The sequence below is a fragment of the Rummeliibacillus sp. BSL5 genome (assembly GCF_052928305.1).
This window is the reverse complement of the sequence record NZ_JAVGCV010000004.1, coordinates 34,513-55,868: the sequence shown is the minus strand read 5'-3', so window position 1 is coordinate 55,868 and position 21,356 is coordinate 34,513. Positions and strand designations below refer to the sequence as shown.

At 40.6% G+C, this 21,356-nt stretch carries 20 protein-coding genes; 16 read left to right on the top strand and 4 right to left on the bottom strand.

Features of this window, described 5'->3' with window-relative positions:
* Window positions 1-134 precede the first annotated feature (134 nt).
* Together thrB and thrC are read right to left on the bottom strand one after the other, a co-directional pair.
* On the bottom strand, window positions 135-1,043 hold the full coding sequence (gene thrB, locus RCJ93_RS13085) for a homoserine kinase (protein WP_446739242.1): 909 nt from the start codon (window positions 1,041-1,043) through the stop codon (window positions 135-137).
* Window positions 1,040-2,092 (bottom strand): threonine synthase, encoded by a 1,053-nt coding sequence (gene thrC, locus RCJ93_RS13080; protein WP_446739293.1) that lies wholly within the window; start codon window positions 2,090-2,092, stop codon window positions 1,040-1,042. Before thrC ends, thrB begins: the two co-directional genes overlap by 4 nt.
* A 239-nt stretch (window positions 2,093-2,331) precedes the next feature.
* Here thrC and RCJ93_RS13075 point away from each other — a divergent pair, with 239 nt between their 5' ends.
* The 8 genes from RCJ93_RS13075 to RCJ93_RS13040 all read left to right on the top strand — a co-directional run bounded on the left by RCJ93_RS13075 (window position 2,332) and on the right by RCJ93_RS13040 (window position 11,049).
* Complete coding sequence (locus RCJ93_RS13075; RefSeq protein ID WP_249774954.1) at window positions 2,332-3,540, top strand: MFS transporter; 1,209 nt, start codon at window positions 2,332-2,334, stop codon at window positions 3,538-3,540.
* A 163-nt stretch (window positions 3,541-3,703) separates the two neighbouring features.
* The gene (locus RCJ93_RS13070) at window positions 3,704-4,450 is read left to right on the top strand and encodes a gluconate 2-dehydrogenase subunit 3 family protein (RefSeq protein ID WP_446739241.1); all 747 of its coding nucleotides are present in this window, start codon (window positions 3,704-3,706) and stop codon (window positions 4,448-4,450) included.
* A 15-nt stretch (window positions 4,451-4,465) separates the two neighbouring features.
* Entirely contained in the window at window positions 4,466-6,175 is a 1,710-nt protein-coding gene (locus RCJ93_RS13065) for a GMC family oxidoreductase (protein ID WP_150285427.1), read from the top strand.
* Between the two features lie 53 nt (window positions 6,176-6,228).
* Complete coding sequence (gene tatA, locus RCJ93_RS13060) at window positions 6,229-6,444, top strand: twin-arginine translocase TatA/TatE family subunit (protein ID WP_173668486.1); 216 nt, start codon at window positions 6,229-6,231, stop codon at window positions 6,442-6,444.
* Between the two features lie 15 nt (window positions 6,445-6,459).
* Window positions 6,460-7,344: a twin-arginine translocase subunit TatC gene (gene tatC, locus RCJ93_RS13055; protein WP_446739240.1), complete on the top strand. Its 885-nt coding sequence runs from the start codon at window positions 6,460-6,462 to the stop codon at window positions 7,342-7,344.
* A 363-nt stretch (window positions 7,345-7,707) separates the two neighbouring features.
* Entirely contained in the window at window positions 7,708-8,838 is a 1,131-nt protein-coding gene (locus RCJ93_RS13050; RefSeq protein WP_446739239.1) for a M20 peptidase aminoacylase family protein, read from the top strand.
* A 26-nt stretch (window positions 8,839-8,864) separates the two neighbouring features.
* Complete coding sequence (gene menC / locus RCJ93_RS13045) at window positions 8,865-9,983, top strand: o-succinylbenzoate synthase (RefSeq protein WP_446739238.1); 1,119 nt, start codon at window positions 8,865-8,867, stop codon at window positions 9,981-9,983.
* A 139-nt stretch (window positions 9,984-10,122) separates the two neighbouring features.
* Window positions 10,123-11,049: a manganese-dependent inorganic pyrophosphatase gene (locus RCJ93_RS13040; protein ID WP_446739237.1), complete on the top strand. Its 927-nt coding sequence runs from the start codon at window positions 10,123-10,125 to the stop codon at window positions 11,047-11,049.
* 58 nt (window positions 11,050-11,107) lie between these two features.
* Here the strand turns inward: RCJ93_RS13040 and RCJ93_RS13035 are convergent, their stop codons facing one another.
* Window positions 11,108-12,478 carry an FAD-dependent oxidoreductase gene (locus RCJ93_RS13035; RefSeq protein ID WP_446739236.1) on the bottom strand — a complete coding sequence of 457 codons (1,371 nt, stop codon included), beginning with the start codon at window positions 12,476-12,478 and terminating at the stop codon, window positions 11,108-11,110.
* 136 nt (window positions 12,479-12,614) lie between these two features.
* Between RCJ93_RS13035 and RCJ93_RS13030 the strand changes: the two genes are divergently transcribed.
* Window positions 12,615-13,322, top strand: a complete 708-nt coding sequence (locus RCJ93_RS13030) for a DsbA family oxidoreductase (RefSeq protein WP_446739292.1) — start codon at window positions 12,615-12,617, stop codon at window positions 13,320-13,322.
* A 116-nt stretch (window positions 13,323-13,438) separates the two neighbouring features.
* Window positions 13,439-14,086, top strand: a complete 648-nt coding sequence (locus tag RCJ93_RS13025; RefSeq protein ID WP_446739235.1) for an FMN-dependent NADH-azoreductase — start codon at window positions 13,439-13,441, stop codon at window positions 14,084-14,086.
* 100 nt (window positions 14,087-14,186) lie between these two features.
* On the opposite strand, the gene RCJ93_RS13020 is transcribed toward RCJ93_RS13025, so the two are convergent.
* Entirely contained in the window at window positions 14,187-14,552 is a 366-nt protein-coding gene (locus RCJ93_RS13020) for a DUF2500 domain-containing protein (protein ID WP_446739234.1), read from the bottom strand.
* Window positions 14,553-14,729: 177 nt separating this feature from the next.
* Here RCJ93_RS13020 and murB point away from each other — a divergent pair, with 177 nt between their 5' ends.
* The 6 genes from murB to RCJ93_RS12990 all read left to right on the top strand — a co-directional run bounded on the left by murB (window position 14,730) and on the right by RCJ93_RS12990 (window position 21,311).
* Complete coding sequence (gene murB / locus RCJ93_RS13015; RefSeq protein WP_446739233.1) at window positions 14,730-15,644, top strand: UDP-N-acetylmuramate dehydrogenase; 915 nt, start codon at window positions 14,730-14,732, stop codon at window positions 15,642-15,644.
* A 156-nt stretch (window positions 15,645-15,800) separates the two neighbouring features.
* Window positions 15,801-16,583: an exodeoxyribonuclease III gene (locus RCJ93_RS13010; protein WP_446739232.1), complete on the top strand. Its 783-nt coding sequence runs from the start codon at window positions 15,801-15,803 to the stop codon at window positions 16,581-16,583.
* Between the two features lie 317 nt (window positions 16,584-16,900).
* Window positions 16,901-19,261, top strand: a complete 2,361-nt coding sequence (locus RCJ93_RS13005) for a penicillin acylase family protein (RefSeq protein WP_446739231.1) — start codon at window positions 16,901-16,903, stop codon at window positions 19,259-19,261.
* Window positions 19,262-19,271: 10 nt separating this feature from the next.
* A complete protein-coding gene (locus RCJ93_RS13000) occupies window positions 19,272-19,646 on the top strand; it encodes a fluoride efflux transporter FluC (RefSeq protein WP_446739230.1) in 375 nt (124 codons plus the stop codon).
* A complete protein-coding gene (locus tag RCJ93_RS12995) occupies window positions 19,643-19,990 on the top strand; it encodes a fluoride efflux transporter FluC (protein WP_446739229.1) in 348 nt (115 codons plus the stop codon). The genes RCJ93_RS13000 and RCJ93_RS12995 overlap by 4 nt, the downstream gene beginning before the upstream one ends.
* Window positions 19,991-20,186: 196 nt before the next feature.
* Window positions 20,187-21,311 carry a GNAT family N-acetyltransferase gene (locus RCJ93_RS12990; protein ID WP_446739228.1) on the top strand — a complete coding sequence of 375 codons (1,125 nt, stop codon included), beginning with the start codon at window positions 20,187-20,189 and terminating at the stop codon, window positions 21,309-21,311.
* Window positions 21,312-21,356: the final 45 nt, after the last annotated feature.

Sequence of the window (21,356 nt, the reverse complement as noted above, 5' to 3'; positions counted from 1 at the left end):
TATTCAATATTGTGTTTGATAATTATAGTCTCTATGCTATCTTTGTTGTTTCCTGCTTTTTATTCGGAGTCATTCTGTTATTTTATTAATAACGAAAAAAGGGGTTGCCAATATGGCTAGCCCCTTACTACATTCTAAATATACTCTGATACTTTTAGTTGAATCCCATTTCGATCAATGGAAACAGCTTTTATCTCATAATCCGGCAGGTGAGGACGCATCTTTTCAACAAATTCATCTACTTCTTCAGGTTGAACTAAAGAAATCATGGTTGGACCTGCTCCGCTGATCGCTGTCCCGTAAGCCCCGCTTTCCTTCGCCAATTTTTTAATTTCATTATAGTAGGGAATTATATTTGTCCTGAAAGGTTCATGGAACAAGTCAGCCTCCATCATTTCACCTACACGTTTCCAATCATTCATTAATAGGGCGGCTGTTAATACATTGGCATAGGCACTTGCTCGTACAGCATATCCTCGTTCAAAAGTAGAAGGCAAGGCATCCCTTGCTTCTTGTGTTTTAAGCTCTCCATTTGGGATGAAAAGGGCGAAGGCTATATCTATTTCTTTTACACTCAGCAGGCTTAGTCCTCCATCCGGCAACATAGCCCCGATTGTCAGTCCACCGCAGATGGACGCCGTAGCATTATCTGGGTGTCCTTCTAAATCAGTAGCAATACGACATTTTTCTTCTAATGATAAGTTTAATTCGCAAAGTTGATTAGCTAATTCAATCCCTGCAGCAATGGCAGCCGCACTGCTCCCAATACCACGAGCCAAGGGCAATTCGCTTTGTACAATTACCTTGCAGGAGGGGAGTATGGCATCATAGCATGTTGCTACATAGTTTGCGCTTTGATAGATTAAATGGTCTTCCGTATTTATTTCTTGAGGTAAATGAACTGATTGATGATCAAATGCCCATTGATCACTTAATGTTACATCTAAAGTTAAATATAGTCCTAGTGCAATTCCAATTGAATCAAAGCCTGGGCCTAGATTCGCTGTGCTGCCCGGTATTTGTATGTTCCATGTTTTGCTCATAGTAGTCCCTCGATGTACTCACGGATTTCCTGTTCGTTATTCGAAAGTGTTACCACATTGGCAGAGGATGCACTGACAGCTGTGTCAGGATCCTTCAATCCATTACCTGTAAGGACTGCTACAACCTTGCTTCCTTTTGCGATAGAACCATCCGCTACAGATTGATAGACACCTGCAATAGATGCGGCTGATCCAGGTTCAGCAAAAATGCCTTCTTTAGAGGCAATCAATCGATAGGCATTTAGAATTTCTTCATCAGTTACAGCACTGATTTTACCGTCCGATTCATCGCTTGCCATTTCAGCCAATAGCCAACTGGCTGGATTTCCAATGCGGATGGCAGTAGCGATGGTTTCAGGATGTGCTATTGGTTCGCCTCGGACAATGGCGGCAGCCCCTTCCGCTTCATAACCAAACATTCTTGGAAGAGATGTACCTTTTTTCTGTGCGTATTCTCTAAAGCCTTTCCAATATGCGCTTATATTGCCTGCGTTGCCAATCGGAATAGCTAGGATGTCTGGTGCCTCTCCTAATACATCACAAATCTCAAAAGCAGCTGTTTTTTGGCCTTCTAAACGATAGGGATTGACCGAGTTTACTAAGGTTACGGCTGTTGTATCACTGATTTGGCGTACAAGTTGCAATGCCTCGTCAAAATTGCCATCAATCTCAATGATTTTTGCGCCGTACATATAGGCTTGCGCTAATTTGCCTGCAGCAACTTTACCCTTTGGAATCACGATAATAGCCTCAATGCCTGCTCGTGCCGCATAGGCAGCCGCAGCCGCAGAAGTATTGCCAGTAGAGGCGCAGATCACGCATTTGCTTCCCTCTTCTACCGCTTTAGCCACGGCCATCACCATTCCTCTGTCTTTGAAGGAACCAGTGGGATTTAAACCTTCAAACTTTACGTGCAAATCAATACCCAGCTCTTCAGATAATTTGGCAAGATAGATTAATGGTGTATTTCCTTCGTGAAGTGTTAGAAGCGGTGTATTGCTGTTGATTGGCAAAAATTCCTTGTAATGATGAAGCAAGCCATTCCATATAGTGGTCATGATGATAATTCCTCCTTAGTAAATGCAAAGTGGTGTACTTTCTAAAAATACAGTTGTTTATGTATAAGAGACACTTTATCAAAAAAAGAACCTGCTTTCAATGCTATCCTATCAATATTCTAAAATTTCGTAAAATATTTAAGATATTGTCACATGTTTACTGATGTTGTATAGTAAATACATATGAATGTTTACACGTGTAAAGACACTTAATGGGGGATGGGAATAGAATGAAACAAGCAGTAAATGCACAAGTTGTTTCGCGCAATAAATTATTGGGCGTTGCAGGTGTAGGATGGTTATTTGATGCACTCGATGTAGGTATTTTATCTTTCGTTATTGCGGCACTTGCAAGCGATTGGGGGTTAACCTCGGAACAGATGGGGTGGATTGGTAGCATTAACTCGATCGGCATGGCCGTAGGAGCGTTAGTATTTGGTATTTTTGCAGATCGTGTCGGCCGTAAGTCTGTCTTTGTTTGGACATTAATCATTTTTTCAGTAGGAAGCGGAATATCTGCATTTGCTTCTTCACTAGCCATTTTTATGGCATTACGTTTTGTGATTGGTATGGGACTAGGAGGAGAACTCCCAGTGGCATCCACATTGGTATCTGAAAGTGTGGAAGCGAAAGAAAGAGGAAGGGTAGTCGTATTGCTGGAAAGCTTTTGGGCAGTGGGCTGGCTACTTGCAGCGGTAATTTCATATTTTGTCATTCCGCATTATGGCTGGCGTGTTGCATTGTTGTTAACGGCGCTTCCAGCATTATACGCAGTTTATCTTCGTCTCCGTTTGCCAGATTCGCCACAGTATGAGGAGAAAAAAGAGAAAAGAAGCGTGCTACAAAATTTAGCGGCTGTTTGGTCTAAACCTTATGCAAAGCAAACAATCATGCTGTGGATCGTATGGTTTACGGTTGTATTCTCGTATTATGGTATTTTCTTATGGCTTCCGAGCGTTATGGTGGTAAAAGGGTTTAGTCTGATAAAAAGTTTTGAGTACGTATTAATCATGACATTAGCTCAATTGCCAGGTTATTTTACAGCTGCTTGGCTGATTGAAAAGTGGGGAAGGAAATGGGTGCTTTCTGTGTACCTGCTCGGCACGGCATTTAGTTCGCTGGCATTTGGTCTGGCTGATAGCACTTGGCTTTTAATGGTTTCGGGCATGCTACTTTCTTTCTTTAACCTCGGAGCGTGGGGTGCACTCTATGCTTATACACCAGAACAATATCCGACCGTGATAAGGGGCACAGGTGTCGGCATGGCAGCATCTGTAGGAAGGTTAGGCGGCATCTTTGGACCTTTGCTTGTCGGATCACTAATGGCAGGAGGCATATCGATTGGTTGGATATTCTCTATCTTCTGCCTTGCTATATTAATCGGTATTTTAGCTGTAATAGTACTTGGGAAGGAAACGAAGCAAACAATTATTAATTAAAAAGTAATTTTTAGGGACTAGCATAGGTTGCTAGTCCTTTTTTGTAATTATTTTTATTTAGAAAGATTAAATTCGAAACAAAAAGGGAACAAATTACCTTAAAGAGCAATTTTTTATTCAATAAATTGCTATGTAATTTTATATATTTAAGGGAGGTAACAAATTGAGCAATGACAATCAAAAAGATATCTCAAGACGGGATTTCTTGAAAACAACTGGTATTGCAACAGGTACTTTGATCGGCGGAGGTTTAATCGGTGGCTTGATCGGCTACAATTCGAAAAAAACTGCCGCACCGTCTAAAACCAATCAGTCACATTCGAACAAGACATCTGAGACTAGCCAAGGAAAAATGTACTTTACAACAGATGCAGATTTTAATGTTTTAGCGGCTGCTACGGAACGTATTTTTCCAAAGGATGATTTAGGTGGCGGAGCTATTGATCTTGGCGTCCCTTATTTTATTGACCGTCAGCTGGCAGGCCAATATGGCAGTAATTCGAAAGAATATATGCAAGGACCTTTCCATGATGGATCCCCAACACAAGGTTATCAAACACGTTTAACGCGCGCAGAAATTTTCTCAGAAGGCGTTTCTAAGCTGGAACAAGAAGCGCAAAAACGGTATAAAAAAGGTTTTACTGATATTTCGGATAAAGAGCGTGACGTGATTTTAACAGCATTCCAAAAAGACAAGGTGAAGATGAAAGGCGTATCTTCCGCATTCTTCTTTAATTTGCTCCGGTCAGCAACCATTGAGGGCGCGTATGCCGATCCTCTATATGGAGGCAATCGCAACATGGAAGGATGGAAGATGAAAGGTTTCCCTGGACATCAAATGTCCTATATCAATGTGATTGAAAAAGAGGGATTCCAAAAAATTGCACCAAAATCTTTAGGTATGCATTAATAGGGGGTATGGAATATGGCGAAAACATTGCCAAAGGTTGATGTAGTAACAGTCGGTGTAGGCTGGACAGGCGGAATTGTAGCCGCAGAATGTACAAAAGCAGGATTGAAAGTAGTTGGCTTGGAAAGAGGTAAAGAGCGTGGAACCAAAAACTTTGCGAACGTCCACGATGAATACCGTTATGCTATTCGATATGAATTGATGCAAGACTTATCAAAAGAAACAGTTACCTTCCGTAACAACCGTAAACAACAAGCTTTGCCGATGCGCCAACTAGGTTCATTCCTATTGGGTGAAGGGCTAGGCGGCGCTGGTACACACTGGAATGGACAAACATTCCGTTTCTTACCGTATGATTTTAAAATTAAATCTATTACTGATAAAAAGTATGGAAAGAATTTCTTAGGATCCGATTACATCCTGCAAGATTGGGGGATGGATTATGATCAAATAGAGCCATACTACGATAAATTTGAAAAAATAGCCGGTATTAGTGGCGAAAAAAATCCACTTGGTGGCAAGCGATCAGATGATTATCCAACAAAGCCGATGAAAAAGACACCTCTGTTGAAAAAGTTCGAGACTGCAACTAAAAAAATGGGGTATCACCCGTACATGATGCCATCTGCGAACCTATCTGCACCGTACAAAAACCAATATGACCAAAATATTAATGCATGCCAATATTGTGGTTTCTGCGAACGTTTTGGCTGTGAGTATGGTGCGAAAGCAACACCGGAAGTAAGTGTTATTCCAGCAGCATTAAAAACGGGTAAATATGAAATTCGCTTTAACTCAAATGTTGTAGAAGTTCTTACTAAAGGAAATAAAGCAACAGGCGTAAGATATATTGATTCCGTAACAGGAGAAGAATATATTCAACCAGCAGATGTGGTTGTTCTCAGCGCATTTATGATGAATAACGCTAAATTGCTGATGATTTCTAAAATTGGTACTATGTATGACCCGAATACAGGTAAAGGAACTTTAGGGCGTAATTATTGCTATCAAATTATGCCAGGTGCAACTGGTTTCTACGATGAGCAATTTAATACATTTATGGGTGCTGGTGCACTAGGTGAATGTTTAGACGACTTTAATGGCGATAACTTTGACCACTCTAAACTAGGTTTTATTCACGGTGCGAATATTGCCTTAACTCAAATCGGTTTACGTCCGATCGGTAACAACCCTACACATGAAGATACACCGACATGGGGTGCGGAATTTAAGAAAGAATCGATCGAAAACTATACGCGTACTCTAGTTGTAGGTGGACAAGGAGCTTCTATTGCTCATAAAGAGAATTACTTAACATTGGATCCGAAATATAAAGATGCGTATGGCGTGCCTTTATTGCAAGTAAACTATAACTTTACTGATCAAGACCGTAAATTGCACCACTTTATCTCAAAAAAATGTGGCGATATCTTAAAACAAATGGATGCCAAAAAAGTAGAAGTTCGTGCAGATCTAACGGATTACAGCATCGTCCCTTATCAATCAACACATAACACAGGTGGTACTGTAATGAGTAAAACACCTGAGGATGGGGTAGTTAATAATTACTTACAACACTGGGATTGCGAAAATCTATTCGCAGTGGGCGCTGGTTCATTCCCGAATAACTCAGGTTATAACCCAACCGACACTGTTGGCGCTTTAGCGCTTCGCTGTTCTGAAGGGATTATCAAGTATAGCAAAAAAGGTGGATCTTTGGTTTAACCAATAACCTTCACTAAAGCTAAATCAAAAATCAATTAAAGGAGTGATGCATCATGGGCATAGGCGCCATTGGTATTCCTGGATTAATCATCATTTTAGTCATTGTACTTATCGTTTTCGGTCCAAAAAAATTGCCGGAGATTGGTTCTGCAGTAGGCAAAACTTTCTCTGAGTTTAAAAAATCTACTCAAGGCCTAATGGATGAACATGAAGAACCTAAAAAGGAAACGATCACAACTGTCAAAGTAAAGGATAAAAACGAAATTTAATTAGAGGGTGTTCGTATGGATCCGTATGAAGAAAATAAAAAGAAAGTACTTAGCCCTTTGGATAAATTAGACGAAAGCGAATACGAAGGGAGCGAAGAGGCTGCGGCTGTTGAGCCCGTCTCCCCAGCTCCTTCCGCCTCTCTCGAGATCGAAGAGGAGCTGGGGTTGGAAAGCTCCTTTAGGGATACGAGCGAAGCATTTGTTGAACATCTGGCGGAACTTAGAAAACAACTTATCAAAGGGTTAGCTGTTTTTCTCTTTTTCTTTATTCTTGTATTTGCGACAGTCAACAAATGGCTTCCGTATGTAACAAGAGGGCACGACTTAGTCATCTTAGGGCCTCTTGAAGTTGTTAAATTTTATATGTCCATCTCTACAACAGTTGCTGTAGGACTTTCATTACCATTCTTAATGCACTTTATATGGTCATTTATAAAACCGGGTTTGAAGGAAAACGAAAAAGGTTTTCTTGGTTTATATTCGCCCGTTATGCTTCTGTTATTTCTCTTAGGGGTGGCTTTCGGCTATTTTGTTATCAACCCAATTAGCTACCATTTCCTTGTAGGAATAGGCGAATCGAATTTCAACGTAATGATCTCAGCAGCTCAGTACATGAGCTATCTCATCATGACGACAGTTCCAATTGGATTATTATTTGAATTACCTATTATTGCCATGTTTTTATCGACAATAGGCGTTCTAACATCGGCTACGATGAAGAATATTCGAAAATGGTCTTACGTTATTATGGCCGTTTTCTCAGCACTTATAACACCGCCTGATTTTATGAGCCAATTGTTGGTACTCGTACCGATGATTCTTCTTTATGAGATCAGTATATATATCGTGAAGAAATTGGAAAGAAAAAGAGAATTACAAGAAGAAAGTTTTAGTTCATAAATAGGAAAAGCTTGTTGATCAGGAATAGCGGGTCAGCAAGCTTTTTTCTGCTTAAGAAGGTAAGTGGTATGAATAGGGCAGGTGAATGTGAAAGGGAGATGAGTGGCGCTAATAGAGCCAAGTGACCGTAATCATGCGATGCCGGTTGAGTAACCCCAATCCCCTCGAGACTTTCCGATAGGTTTGCCGTATGTAACAGCAGGGCATAAATCCTGATAAATGCAAATACAATTCTTTAAGGAGTAATAGATTATTGAAAGCGAATACATCTAAATTCATGAATTTACACGATATATTTTTATAATCTGACAAGCATGATCTCAATTTCTTGAAAGGCTATTTAACGAGAAAGGATGGGGTATGATGAAAGAAAAGCTAAAGGAAATAGAATCGAAGCTCAAGAGAATATTTCAACATTTGCACGCTATTCCGGAAATCGCGTGGGAGGAATACCGCACAACAGAATATATTGAATCGTTATTGCAAGCAGAAGGTTATAAGGTCCATACATTAAAAGAAAGTACTGGTTTGTATGTGGAGATCGGGGAAGGGAAGCCGGTTGTTGGTTTAAGGACAGATATGGATGCCCTTTGGCAGGAAGTAGACGGAGAAATGAGGGCTAATCATTCATGCGGCCACGATGGGCACATGACCATGATTATTGGTGTCTTGCTTCTTTTGAAAAAGTTGTCAGTCGAGTGGAAGGGAACCTTGCGTGTTTTATTCCAACCGGCTGAGGAAAAGGGACAAGGGGCTCTTTCCTTTGTGGAATGGGGATTGATTGATGATGTAGATTATTTGTTTGGCGTACATCTGCGTCCTATACAGGAGCTCGAAGATGGCACTTTTTCGCCGGCCATCCATCATGGTGCATCCATGACTATTTCCTCGGAAATTTATGGTGTTGAAGCCCATGCTGCTAGGCCGCATTTAGGTAAGAACGCAATCGAAGTGGGGAGCAGCCTAGTGGAAGCTTTAAAATCCATTCGTATCGATTCGATGATTCCCTATTCCGCAAAGGTGACGGTTTTCCAGGCTGGAGGAAGATCAGGCAATATCATACCCGGCAAAGCATTCATTAACGTGGATGTAAGAGCTCAAACGAACGAAGGCATGCAAGAGTTATATAAAGATATCCAGCGCATTGTTAAAGGCGTTAGTACTTTATATGAAGCGAATATTGAGTTAAAGGTTTTGACTGATATAGCGGCAGCGAAAGTAAATGAGGAAGCGGAAGAGATTCTAAAACACGCGATTATAGAGTCTGTCGGTGAAGAAAAACTAAGGCCTGCCCTCTTTACACCTGGAGGGGAAGACTTCCATTTTTACAGCAAATTGAGGCCACATATTAAAGCTACTATGCTAGGATTAGGGTGTGGTTTATCCCCTGGGCTACATCACCCTGATATGACATTCAACCATGACCAGCTTTTGCCTGGAGTTGAAATACTAACGAGATCAGTTTTAAAAGCAACTGGTTCAACAGTCAAATAATGAAACGAATATAGGTGAGTTTAAAGTTGAATATAGAACAAGTTAAGATCCGCCAATTAAAGATGCGCATGAAATCTCCTTTTAAAACCAGCTTTGGTAGCGTGCAGGATAAACAATTTCTTATCCTTGAAGCAAGAGATCGAGATGGTCTTATCGGATATGGAGAGGGCGTCGCATTTGAAGTGCCTTGGTATACGGAAGAGACGATGAAAACGAGCTGGCATGTACTCGAGGATTTTCTACTACCGCTTATTATGGGTAAAGAGATTCATCACCCGGATGTGGTCAGTGAAATATTTAGCAGTATCCGTCGTAACAACATGGCTAAGGCTACGTTGGAAACCGCGATATGGGATCTTTATGCTAAGAAGCAATCCCTCCCTCTTGCAACAGCTTTAGGCGGTCAAAAAGAAAAGGTGGCAGTTGGAGTGAGTATCGGTATACAGCCTACACATCAACAGCTTTATCAAAAAATTGAGGTTGCTTTAGAAGCTGGCTATCAGCGTATAAAGGTGAAAATTAAACCAGGCGAGGATATTGCACTGCTTAATGCAATTAGAAATGAATATCCAGATGTTCCTTTAATGGCGGATGCCAATTCATGTTATACGCTTAATGATTTAGCATTACTTCAAGAACTAGATCAATATGGTTTGTTGATGATTGAACAGCCGCTAGGCGCAAATGATATTGTGCAGCATGCGAAGCTTCAAAGTCAGTTAAAAACACCTATCTGTCTAGATGAAAGCATCACTTCATATGAAGATGCTGAGGCAGCGATTGATCTTGGGAGCTGTAAAGTGATGAACATCAAATATGCCCGAGTAGGCGGCCTGACGGAAGCAAAACGTATCCATGATTTGTGTGCTAAACATGAGATGGAAGTATGGTGCGGTGGTATGCTTGAGGCGGGGATCGGAAGGGCACACGCTATCGCCTTATCTACGCTGGCTAATTTTGCGCTGCCTGGAGATACAGCAGGCTCTACCCATTACTGGGAAGAGGACATCATCACACCTGAAATTACGGTGGAAAATGGCTATATTAGCATTTCAAAAGAACCGGGAATAGGCTATGAAATCAATCATTCTGCGATTGAACGTTATACAGTGAAGGAAAAGGTTTATCGTGCCAATAGAGGATAGCTTGCTTTAGAAGTAGCATTGCTCCAGTTTTCCTCGTTACGGACGAGGAGATCTTTTTTGTGCGAATCTAGCGACTATATGTTATCTTTTTGATAAAATAAAAAAAGAATCGGTAATTCATTTTGGGAGGAATATATACATGAGTAACGTCCTAGTATTCGGACATAAAAACCCTGATACAGATACAATTACATCTGCATTAGTGTATGCATATTTAAAACAACAAATCGGCGTCGATGCTGAAGCTGTTCGCTTAGGAGAGCTAAACAATGAAACGGCTTATGCACTAGAAAAATTCGGCTTTGATGCACCCCGCTTGATTGAAAAAGCTACACCAGAAGTACAACAGGTCATTTTAGTCGACCACAATGAGAGTCAACAATCTGTAGCTGATATAGAAGAAGTACAAGTACTTGAAGTAATCGATCACCACCGCATCGCGAACTTCGAAACGGCTGATCCGCTATACTACCGTGCTGAGCCAGTTGGATGTACGGCAACCATCTTAAATAAAATTTTTAAAGAAAAAAATGTAGAAGTTCCTGCAAACTACGCAGGTTTAATGCTTTCCGCTATCATTTCTGATACATTGCTATTTAAATCACCTACCTGCACAGAAGAAGATGTGCAAGCAGCGAAAGAATTAGCAGAAAAAGCAAATGTAAATGCAGAAGAATATGGACTTGCTATGTTGAAAGCAGGTGCCGACCTAAGCGATAAAACATTGGAAGACTTATTATCATTAGATGCGAAAGAATTCGCAATGGGCGACCATAAAGTTGTGATTGCGCAAGTAAACGCAGTAGATATCAATGATGTACTTGATCGCCAAGAAGAGTTAGAAAAATTGTTAGAAAAAGAAGTGCAAGATAAAGAGTTAGATTTATTCTTCTTTGTAGTCACAGATATTCTAAACAATGACTCTGTCGCTGTACCGGTTGGTAAGGTTGCGGATAAAGCTGCTCCTGCATTCCGTTCAGTATTAGAAAATAATCGTATTGTATTAAAAGGTGTTGTATCACGTAAAAAACAAATCGTCCCAACACTTACTGAAGTATTAGGCTAAAAAGCAAAGAGCTGGCTCCCTAGAACAAGGAGTCAGCTCTTTTTTATAAGATTAATCATCACAATTCGAGCGGGTCAACGGCAGGACCTTCAATGACCAAGCCCTCTTTTGAAAAACGGGAACCATGGCACGGACAATCCCACGTTTCATCCGCTTCATTCCATCTGGTTTTACAGCCCATATGTGTACAGCGGGGTGTAGAAGTTCGAGTGATATAGCCACCTACAAAATCAACTGCTACTTGGCTGCCAATTTTTAAAGCTTGTGCGAGTGCAGTGCCTAGCTTTGTATGGCTAGGCGAATAAAGATCTAAGCCCTTGTTTGGGGTACCTAATATGCCATCGCTAATTAGCTGTCCTGCGACAAGAGAGTTGGAGATTCCCCATTTTCTAAAACCTGTCGCAATCCAGACATGTGGAGTCCCAGAGCCAAGCTGTCCAACATATGGAAGTAAATCGGGTGTCTCAGGATCCTGCGCCGACCATTTAAAAGGAATATCTTTTGCATCGAATCTGTCATGTCCCTCTGCTTCAATCTCATCATAATATTTATACGTATCCGATTTAGTGCCTGCTTTATGACTTGGCCCTGCAAGCAACAAATAATTATCACCGTCAATCAGTGCTGTTCGTATAGATCTTACAGCGGTATCAACTGAAAGATATTGCCCTTTATAAGGGTTGGGTGTTTTAAAAGCAATAATATAAGAACGATTGATTTCTAATTTAAATAAATGAAGTCCCCTAAGTGCTTCAATGGGGTAATGAGATGCAATGACTAAATCTTTGCATGAAACCGTATGTCCGGTATGCGTTGTCGCCTTTTTATTTTGAATATCCACATGCTGGACTCGCGTATGCTCATAAACCTTCGTTCCTGCAGCCATGGCTTTAGCAAGCATTTCACGACCGAAACGAACAGGATGGATTTGAGCTTGCTCTGACATTGAAACAGACAATTTCAATGGGTAAGGGATTTCACTCTTCGGATTCATTGTGCCAGAGATATTCAACTGTTTATAGGCATCCCATTCGTCTTCCAGCTTTTTTCTATTAAACTCTTCCTGTGTATACAGGATAGATGTAGAGGGCTGGATGACATCTGAGCCTACTAAATCGAATCCCGAGGAAACTGCCTTTTGGTTGAGTTTATAGTAAAGAGAAGCCCCATCACTTCCGAATTGCTTGATCAGTGTTTGATAGATGGCACCGTGCTGAGCTGTCAGTTTCCCGGTAGAATGGCCGGTTGCACCTCCCAATACGGAATCTCCTTCTAGCAATACTACGTCTTTTCCTGCTTTAGACAGATGATAGGCAGTCATTATGCCACTTAATCCGCCACCAATAATACATACATCTGTTTCGATTGATTCGCCAAGTGCAGCTTTTGAATGCTCTGTTGGTTGTTGTAGCCAAAGTGATTTGTACATGTATAATCTCCTGTTTTTTCCTAGGTTGTGTTATTCATATGAAGTTTAAACGTTTAGTTGTCATGGATTGAAAGGCCGGGCAATAAAATTGCCTTTTGAATGAAGTGGTAGATACAATAGAGGCGAGGTGATCATGATGAAAATAGAAGTTTGGTCAGATTATGTATGTCCATTTTGTTATATAGGTAAACGAGAATTAGAGAATGCATTGAATAAAACAGGATTTAAGGATCAAGTGGAAGTTGTCTTTAAAGGCTACCAGCTTAGTCCTGAATCGAAAGATACATCAGATGAAAGCATGTATGAAGTCGTTGCAAAGAAATATGGCACGACAGTAGAACAAGCAAAAATCCAATCACAAGGCATCATTGCCCGTGCGAAGGAATTGGGCTTGGATTATGATTACGACCACTTAAAACCTGCGAATACATTTAAGGCGCATCGCCTTGCAAAATATGCAGCAACCAAAGGGTTAGGGGCCGAAATGAGCGAGCGTTTGCTTCGTGCCTACTTTGTTGAAGCGAAGGAAATTGGCTTAACGGATACATTAGTTGAGTTAGCCGCAGAAGTAGGTATCGAACGCAAAGACGCAGAGGAAATCTTGGCAAATGGCTCATTCGCTGATGACGTATTGCGAGATATACAAGAAGCAGCCCAAATTGGCGTGAGAGGGGTTCCATTCTTTGTGTTGAATGGGAAGTATGCGATTTCAGGAGCTCAACCTAATGAAGTGTTTGAAAAAGCAATTCAACAAGTCGCAGAGGAAGAAAACCTTCGTCCTACATTAAAGATGATGGGGCAAGATGGCCAGGGAATATGCACAGACGATCATTGTGATTTCTAAAAATTTCAGTCAAAAGTATGAAAACCCATTCGTTGACTTCGAATGGGTTTTACATTAAAATTAAAATATCTTGAATTTGAGATATAAATATTACACGAAAAGAGAGTGTGTGACTAATGACAAACGTATTAGTTGTTAAAGCAAATAACCGCCCAGCGGATCAAGCTATATCAAGCAAAATGTATGAAACATTTATGGAAACTTTAAAAGGTTCTGATTTAAATGTGACTGTATATGACGTATATGAAGAAGATACTCCTTATTTCGGTCAAGATTTACTAGATGCTTTTGGTAAATTGCAAAACGGTGAAGAGTTGTCTGATCTACAACAACGTACACTTGCTGCTAAACAAAAAGCAATGGACGCACTTACAGCTGCTGATGTAGTCGTATTTGCATTCCCTCTATGGAACTTGACTATTCCTGCTAAATTACAAACTTTCATCGACTATGTATATGCAGCTGGTTTTGCATTCAAATACGATGAAGCAGGCAATATGATTAGCCTAATGCCTGAGAAAAAAGCTATCTTGCTAAACGCACGCGGTGGCATTTATTCTACTCCAGAAATGGCATCTATGGAAATGGCTGTTAACTATATGCGTAATGTATTTGGCGGCGTTTTCGGTATGGACATTATCGAAGAAGTTGTTATCGAAGGCCATAATGCAATGCCTGCTAAAGCACAAGAAATCATCGCTGATGGTTTAGAAGAAGTTAAAGCAGCAGCAAATCGTTTAGTTGAGATGGCTGTTAAAGCGTAAGCAACGAGTTAGAAATAGAACAATAAAAAGCACCTCCTATGTTAGAGATAACTCTAGCTTTGGGGGTGCTTTACTTATTATTGAAATAGTTAGGGCCAAATTATAGTTTTCGTTCAAATTGATGATAGCGCGTTCCCTGATATGTCAGCGTCCCATTGTCTCCTTCAACAAAAGAACCATATACTTTACCGCTCACCCGCAATTCAACTCGTTCTCCGTTTTCTAATTCAAATGTCGCATAGTAGCTTGTGCTGGCACTTGTATCATGTCCTCCGCCGCTAACTTCGGTGCGTTTGGCTACGATTGCAGCAGGAACAGTGAGGATAGGTGAGTTATTATTCGTTGTCCACGTGTTCAGCCCCTTGGCTGCACTGATAATTAAAATACCGATTACAATCACAAAACCAATGCCAACGATAACCGGTACAATCGTAAATAAGCTAAATCCTTGTTCTTCTAATATCATTCCTGCCACCCCTTACAATAATCCTATAATATGTATTTCAATTTATTATACGAATAGACCTAGAGAAAGTTTCAACCCATGTTCCTGTTGCTTTATCCAAAGAATATTACTTGTAAAATGGGCCTTCGTTATTCATACTTAGTTATGAATAAGTATGAAGGGAATGGACTTTCGGAGATGAAAGAACAATGGATGAATGATTTAAAAACGATTGTAAATCCCGATGATATCAAAATAGATGAACCACTTAATAAATACACAATGACAAAGCTAGGCGGCAATGCAGATTTGCTTGTTATGCCTTCCACTGAAGAAGAAGCGGCAGAAGTTGTCAAGTATGCCCACCAGCATGACGTACCTCTATTTCTATTAGGAAATGGATCGAACATGGTCATCCGTGACGGAGGCCTTCGTGGAATTGTTCTAAACCTCTCTAAATTGGATGAAATCCGTATTGAAGGGACTACCGTGTATGCTCAAGCTGGAGCGCTGATCATCGATGTATCAAGAGCAGCTGCGGCGCAATCATTGAGTGGCCTTGAATTTTCTTGTGGTATTCCAGGCTCAGTAGGTGGAGCGATGGCAATGAATGCAGGTGCATATGGCGGTGAAATTAATGATGTAATCGTCAGCTGCAAGATCATGACACCAAGTGGCGATATATTAAACCTGACAAAGGAACAGTTAGAGCTCGGCTATCGCCAAAGCATTATTGCGAAGAAGGGTTATTACGCGCTTTCTTCCATTTTTGAATTGAAGAAAGGCGACCAAGCAACTATTGATGAAACGATTGCAGATTTAACATACAAGCGAGAGTCGAAGCAGCCTCTTGAATTTCCTTCAGCAGGCAGTGTATTCAAACGCCCCCCAGGTCATTTTGCAGGCAAGCTAATTCAAGATAGTGGCTTGCAAGGTAAAGGTGTGGGTGGAGCAGAAGTATCCACAAAACATGCCGGCTTTATCATCAATAAAGGCAATGCGACAGCAACGGATTATATTGAGACAATCCGTATGGTTCAGCGTACTGTAAAAGAGAAATTCAACATAGATCTTGAAACAGAAGTTAAAATTGTCGGCGAGGATGTAAAATAAGACTAGATATAATGTTAAGAAGACGCCTTCCGTTATACCATGGAGGGCGTCTATTTTTATAGATGGGTTAGCATGAAATAAACAGGGGAAATGTCTTTTCTAGTGAAGAATATTGTATTCTTCCAAAATCTATATTTTTTGAAGGAGTTTTATAGGATGAAATTTATATCATGGAACGTCAATGGTATTCGCGCATGCTTGAAGAAAGGGTTTCTTGACTATTTTCATCAGGAAGAACCAAATTTTTTCTGCATCCAGGAAACAAAATGCCAAACTGGGCAAGTAGAGATCGATTTGCCTGGGTATTATCAATTTTGGAATGATGCGGAGAAAAAAGGGTATTCAGGAACAGCCATTTTTACTAAACATGAACCTTTATCAGTCAGTTATGGTGTTGGCGATGCAGACACACAAGACGAAGGCCGAATTATTACATTGGAATATGAAAACTTCTACTTAGTAAATGTATATACACCGAATTCGAAGCGGGATCTGGCTCGTTTAGAGTACAGGCTGCTGTGGGAAGATGAACTGCGTGCTTACTTAAAAGAGTTAGATGAAAAGAAACCTGTCATTTACTGTGGTGACTTGAATGTAGCACACCAATCAATCGATTTAAAAAACCCTAAAGCCAACATAGGGAACTCTGGTTTTACAGAGGAAGAAAGAGGCAGAATGACGAGACTATTAAACAGCGGCTTTGTCGATTCATTCCGCTCGGTTTACCCTGAAGCAACAGATCGTTATACATGGTGGTCATATATGAACAAAGTAAGAGAAAGAAATATTGGCTGGCGCATTGACTATTTTATTATCTCTAAAAGACTTGAGGAATCTATAAAAAAAGCAGACATCCATCATGCAATAGCAGGAAGTGACCACTGTCCAGTTCTTCTAGAAATGAATATTGACCAAATGGTTGAGACTAGAACAGAATAAAATGTTCCTCCTTTAATGAGAACATATTTACAATGATATGCAGTGGATTATGGCTTCTCTTGCGGGAAAAGCTTGAGCTGAATCCCCCCAGGAATAGACCGAAAAATTAAATGCTTATACTTTTTGTATAAAAGAATACTTACAGTAAACCGAACCAATGTGATATTGAATTTCACATATAGTTCGGTTTTATTTTTGGTTTTTTACATAGCCAATAACAGTCTTTTAACTACAGTTTCAAAGACGCAAAATTTCATCATATTTAAAGGGATATAGGGGACGGGGAAGGAATATAGAGAAGATAAGGGGGATGAAGTATGAAAAAAGGGAAACGTATATGGAAATGGCTTTTAATAGCTGGCGGTATGGCCATTGTTCTTATCATTGCGGCGGCATTGTTATTAGATGCCTTTGTGGACAAATCGAAGCCGCAAATTGAAGGGAAAGTAGAAGTCGCAGGTTTAAAACAAGATGTAACAGTCACTAGAGATAATAAAGGTGTTCCTCATATTAAAGCAAAGAACGATGAAGATCTGTATCGGGCACAAGGATATGTGCAAGCACAAGATCGCCTATTCCAAATGGATCTTTCTAGAAGACAGGCGAGCGGCATGCTATCAGAAGTGGTAGGAGAAAAAGCTATACAAACGGATAAATTTTTCCGAACATTCAGTCTTAGAGATGCAGCTGAAAAATCATTAGACGGTTACTCTGATGAAGCTAAGCAAGTACTCTCATGGTATGCAGAAGGCGTGAATGATTATATCCAGTATGCAAAAAAGGAAGGGAAGCTGCCGTACGAATTTAAATTACTTGGCTACCAACCAAAGCAGTGGACGGAAATAGACTCATTAACTATCGGGAAATATATGGCGTATGATTTAGGCGGTCATTGGGATATGCTGGCATTCCGGCACTGGGCGCTAACTAAGCTATCGTCAGAAAAAGTACAAGAATTAATGATTCATTATCCTGAAAATGCCAAGTCTATTATTGAAGAAAATATTGAACATCCAGTAAAGGTATCGAATCAATTTGATACATCACTTATACCCAATGAATTCAATGGCAGTAACAACTGGGTAGTGTCAGGGGACAAAACAAAGAGCGGCAAGCCATTGTTGGCAGATGACCCTCACTTAGGACTTAGTACGCCTTCGATTTGGTATCAAATGCATCTGTCCTCACCATCACAAAATGTCAGCGGTGTTATTTTCGCAGGGATCCCAGGTATTATCCTCGGACATAATGAAGACATTGCTTGGGGCGTAACAAATGTAGGGCCAGATGTGCAGGATTTATATATCGAAATGCCAAACCCAGACAATCCTACACAATTTAAGTATGAAAACAAATGGGAGCAGGCAGAAGTACGTAAAGAAAAAATAAAAGTAAAAGGGAAAAAGGCAGTCGACTATGAAGTCGTTGTCACGAGGCATGGACCTATCATCTCTGACCTCGCCTTTAAAAAGGAAAAGCCGACTGCCGTCTTTTCCATGCAGTGGACAGCATTGCAATCAACGCAAGAATTGCAAGCCATCTTAAATATGGATAAAGCGAAGGATTGGCATCAATTTGAAACAGCGCTGAAAGACTTTAAAGCACCTGCGCAAAACTTTGTTTTTGCTTCCGCAAAGGACGGCACGATTGCTTATAAAGCAAATGGGCTAATTCCTATTCGCAAAAGAGGGGATGGCCAGTTCCCTGTGCCTGGCTACTCAAAGGATTATGGATGGAAGGGCTATATCGACTATGACAAGTTGCCAAAGGTTGTCAATCCGGATTCAGGCTATATTGCAACCGCCAATAATAAAGTGGTCGGCAGCGGCTATCCGTATCACATTACAGACTTTTGGGCACAGCCGTATCGGTATGAACGGATTGTGGAGATGCTAGAAGAGAAAGATGACTTTACAGCAGAAGATATGCAAAACATTCAGATGGATACAAAAAATTTGTATGCCAAAGAATTTTTGCCGTCTATGATTTCTTCTGTCAAGAAACAAGGGAAGGAAAGCAAAGCGGTAGAGCTGTTAGAAAAATGGGATTACAACGATACTGTATCACAAGCAGCGCCGCTTATTTTCCAACATTGGATGATCGCTATACAGGAAGGATTATTTAAACAGGCAATGCCAGCAGATGTGTATGCTATGATGCCAGGGAAATATAATATCACAGATGAATTATTGCGGCAGGCATATAAAGGGAAACCAGGAGAATTTGTCGATGAAGCAGGCGGAGTAGATGAGCTTGTTACAAAGGCCCTGCAAAAGTCAGTGAAGGATTTAAAGGAAACATACGGGGATGACATGTCAAAATGGCAATGGGGAGAAGAGCACCAGGTACAATTTAAGCATCCGATATCTTCCGCTTCTGAAGTATTAGCGTATGTACTCGATTCGAAGAAAGTGCCTGTGGCGGGGTCAAAAGTGACAGTTAGAGCAGCAGCGCCAGACCAAAACGGTATCGTCAATCACGGTGCTTCATGGCGTTTTGTAGCTGATTTAAGCGATTTATCCAAAGCCTATCATATTGTGGGACCAGGACAAAGTGGCCACGTCAAATCCGTATGGTATAATGACCAAGTAGACGATTGGGTAAATGGCACTTATCATGAAACGGTGATAAAAGGCAAAGTGCCAAACGGTCAAACATTAATTTTAAAGGCGAAGTAGTGAGTATAAAATGATTAAGAATATAGCGGCAGTGATGCTTGGCGGCATTGTTGGCACATGGATGCGTTATGGTGTCATGATTTCTGTGCCTGCTGAGTGGCTGCTTTGGATCGTAAATGGTGTGGGCAGTTTTGCCATGGGTGCATTAAATGGGCTATTTGCCATCACATCAAAATATGCAAGATGGAAGCTTTTTTTGACAACAGGAATGCTTGGAGCGTTCACTACGTTTTCCACCTTTTCAGCAAGCTGGCTAAAGTTGATGGAGCATCATGCACTCACCGCTGTGATCTATGCAGTGTCGATGACGGCTCTATGCGTAATTCTCGCATCATTTGGCTATCTGATGGGAATAGGTTGTAAAAAAGCAGGTGAACGCTCATGATATGGCTTATACTAGCTGCAGGTGGAGCATTGGGGGCTCTAAGCAGATATATGGTTACATTATGGATGGGAAGGTTGACGCAGCCGTATTATGTGGCTACTTTTATCGTCAATAGCCTAGGCTCATTTTTAATGGGATTGGCTCTTCATATAGCAACTGACCAACAATTGCTTTCCGCCTTCTTTGCAATAGGCTTTTTAGGGGCTTTCACGACATTCTCAACATTCGCATTTGATACAGTTCGCTTGATGCAAGAAGGAAATCATCGTGGGGTGTTTTTATACCCTGCACTTACATTGCTTGCCGGAATTGCCTTCGTAACGTTTGGTTGGCAAATAGGCTAAGATTTTAAGCGTACTACAGAATAGTGCATGAAAAAAAGGCATAAAGAGAAAATTCTCTTATGCCTTTTCATAATGATAAAAGACTATTTAGCTAATGCCAAATGTCCATAGTCAACAGTAAATAGAACAAATTATTTCATGGTATTTATTAAATCTATTTGTCACTGCTATAATAGTAGCCTAGGGGGTTGTTGCGTTGAAATTAATTGAGTGGACAATGGAAGAGCAAGAACAACTAATTGAATTTATGACAACAAATGTATGGCCATATCATATCAATTCGCATCCAGTAAGAGAGTTAATCGAAAAGACGATTGACGAGGGCGGCTACGAATCGGATGAATCAAAAACCTTTTGGCTTGTTAATGATGAAGATATCCAAGTAGGTATGGTAAAAATATATGATTTGCAGGATGATATTCCACTATTTGATCTAAGAATTGGAGAAAAGTGGCGCGGCCATGGTTATGGCACTAAAGCATTGAGATTGGTCAGCGAGTATGTTTTTTCGTTGCCCGGCAATAAAATTCGACTTGAAGGCCATACTAGGCAAGATAACATTGCTATGCGGAAAACATTTGAAAATGCTGGTTTCGTAAAAGAAGCTCATCTTCGCAAGGCATGGTATGTCCCAAAAGAAGATGACTATTATGATGCTATTACATATGGCATTACTCGTCAGGATTACTTAGAAGGCAAAACAACGCCAGTAAGCTGGGACGACGAAGGTAAAAGTGATGAGGTTGATTATAAAGAAACATGGGATTTCGATGACAGTTTTGAATCTGAACGATTGATCATTCGAATGCCCCGTATGCAAGATGCAGATGCTGTTTGGGAGGCAATCTCTTACTCTGCAAAAACCTTGAAGCCATTTATGGAATGGGCTCAGCAAGCACCTAAAAAAGAAGAGACAAAGGAAAATATACGGGAAGCAATCGCAAACTTTATCGCAAGAAAAGACTTACGACTGCATGTGTTTTTAAAGGACGGCGGCCAATATATCGGCTCTACAGGATTGCATAATATTAATTGGCAAATCCCTAAGTTTGAGATTGGATACTGGTTGGATATGCGATATGAGGGAAAAGGATATATGACAGAAGCCGTGCAAAGAATTGTCCAATTCGCTTTTGAAGAGTTAGGCGCTAATCGGTTGGAAATACGATGTGACTCAGATAATACTCGTAGCCGTGCCGTCGCTAGCCGTGCAGGATTTGAGTTGGAAGGCATTATGAAGCAGGATTCTTTCTCAGCTGATGGCAAGAGTTTGCGCGATACATGCGTATATGCCAAAATCCACTCCAGCAGATTGAGTTAAAACCTTTCGCAATAGTTCTACAAGTTACGTTTTAGACTTTCATGT

Coding starts and splice junctions, on each gene's coding strand:
- thrB (WP_446739242.1), bottom strand. CDS start 1,043: ATGAGCAAAACATGGAACATACAAATACCGGGCAGCACAGCGAATCTA.
- RCJ93_RS13075 (WP_249774954.1), top strand. CDS start 2,332: ATGAAACAAGCAGTAAATGCACAAGTTGTTTCGCGCAATAAATTATTG.
- RCJ93_RS13065 (WP_150285427.1), top strand. CDS start 4,466: ATGGCGAAAACATTGCCAAAGGTTGATGTAGTAACAGTCGGTGTAGGC.
- tatA (WP_173668486.1), top strand. CDS start 6,229: ATGGGCATAGGCGCCATTGGTATTCCTGGATTAATCATCATTTTAGTC.
- tatC (WP_446739240.1), top strand. CDS start 6,460: ATGGATCCGTATGAAGAAAATAAAAAGAAAGTACTTAGCCCTTTGGAT.
- RCJ93_RS13050 (WP_446739239.1), top strand. CDS start 7,708: ATGAAAGAAAAGCTAAAGGAAATAGAATCGAAGCTCAAGAGAATATTT.
- RCJ93_RS13040 (WP_446739237.1), top strand. CDS start 10,123: ATGAGTAACGTCCTAGTATTCGGACATAAAAACCCTGATACAGATACA.
- RCJ93_RS13035 (WP_446739236.1), bottom strand. CDS start 12,478: ATGTACAAATCACTTTGGCTACAACAACCAACAGAGCATTCAAAAGCT.
- RCJ93_RS13030 (WP_446739292.1), top strand. CDS start 12,615: ATGAAAATAGAAGTTTGGTCAGATTATGTATGTCCATTTTGTTATATA.
- RCJ93_RS13025 (WP_446739235.1), top strand. CDS start 13,439: ATGACAAACGTATTAGTTGTTAAAGCAAATAACCGCCCAGCGGATCAA.
- RCJ93_RS13020 (WP_446739234.1), bottom strand. CDS start 14,552: ATGATATTAGAAGAACAAGGATTTAGCTTATTTACGATTGTACCGGTT.
- murB (WP_446739233.1), top strand. CDS start 14,730: ATGAAAGAACAATGGATGAATGATTTAAAAACGATTGTAAATCCCGAT.
- RCJ93_RS13010 (WP_446739232.1), top strand. CDS start 15,801: ATGAAATTTATATCATGGAACGTCAATGGTATTCGCGCATGCTTGAAG.
- RCJ93_RS13005 (WP_446739231.1), top strand. CDS start 16,901: ATGAAAAAAGGGAAACGTATATGGAAATGGCTTTTAATAGCTGGCGGT.
- RCJ93_RS13000 (WP_446739230.1), top strand. CDS start 19,272: ATGATTAAGAATATAGCGGCAGTGATGCTTGGCGGCATTGTTGGCACA.
- RCJ93_RS12995 (WP_446739229.1), top strand. CDS start 19,643: ATGATATGGCTTATACTAGCTGCAGGTGGAGCATTGGGGGCTCTAAGC.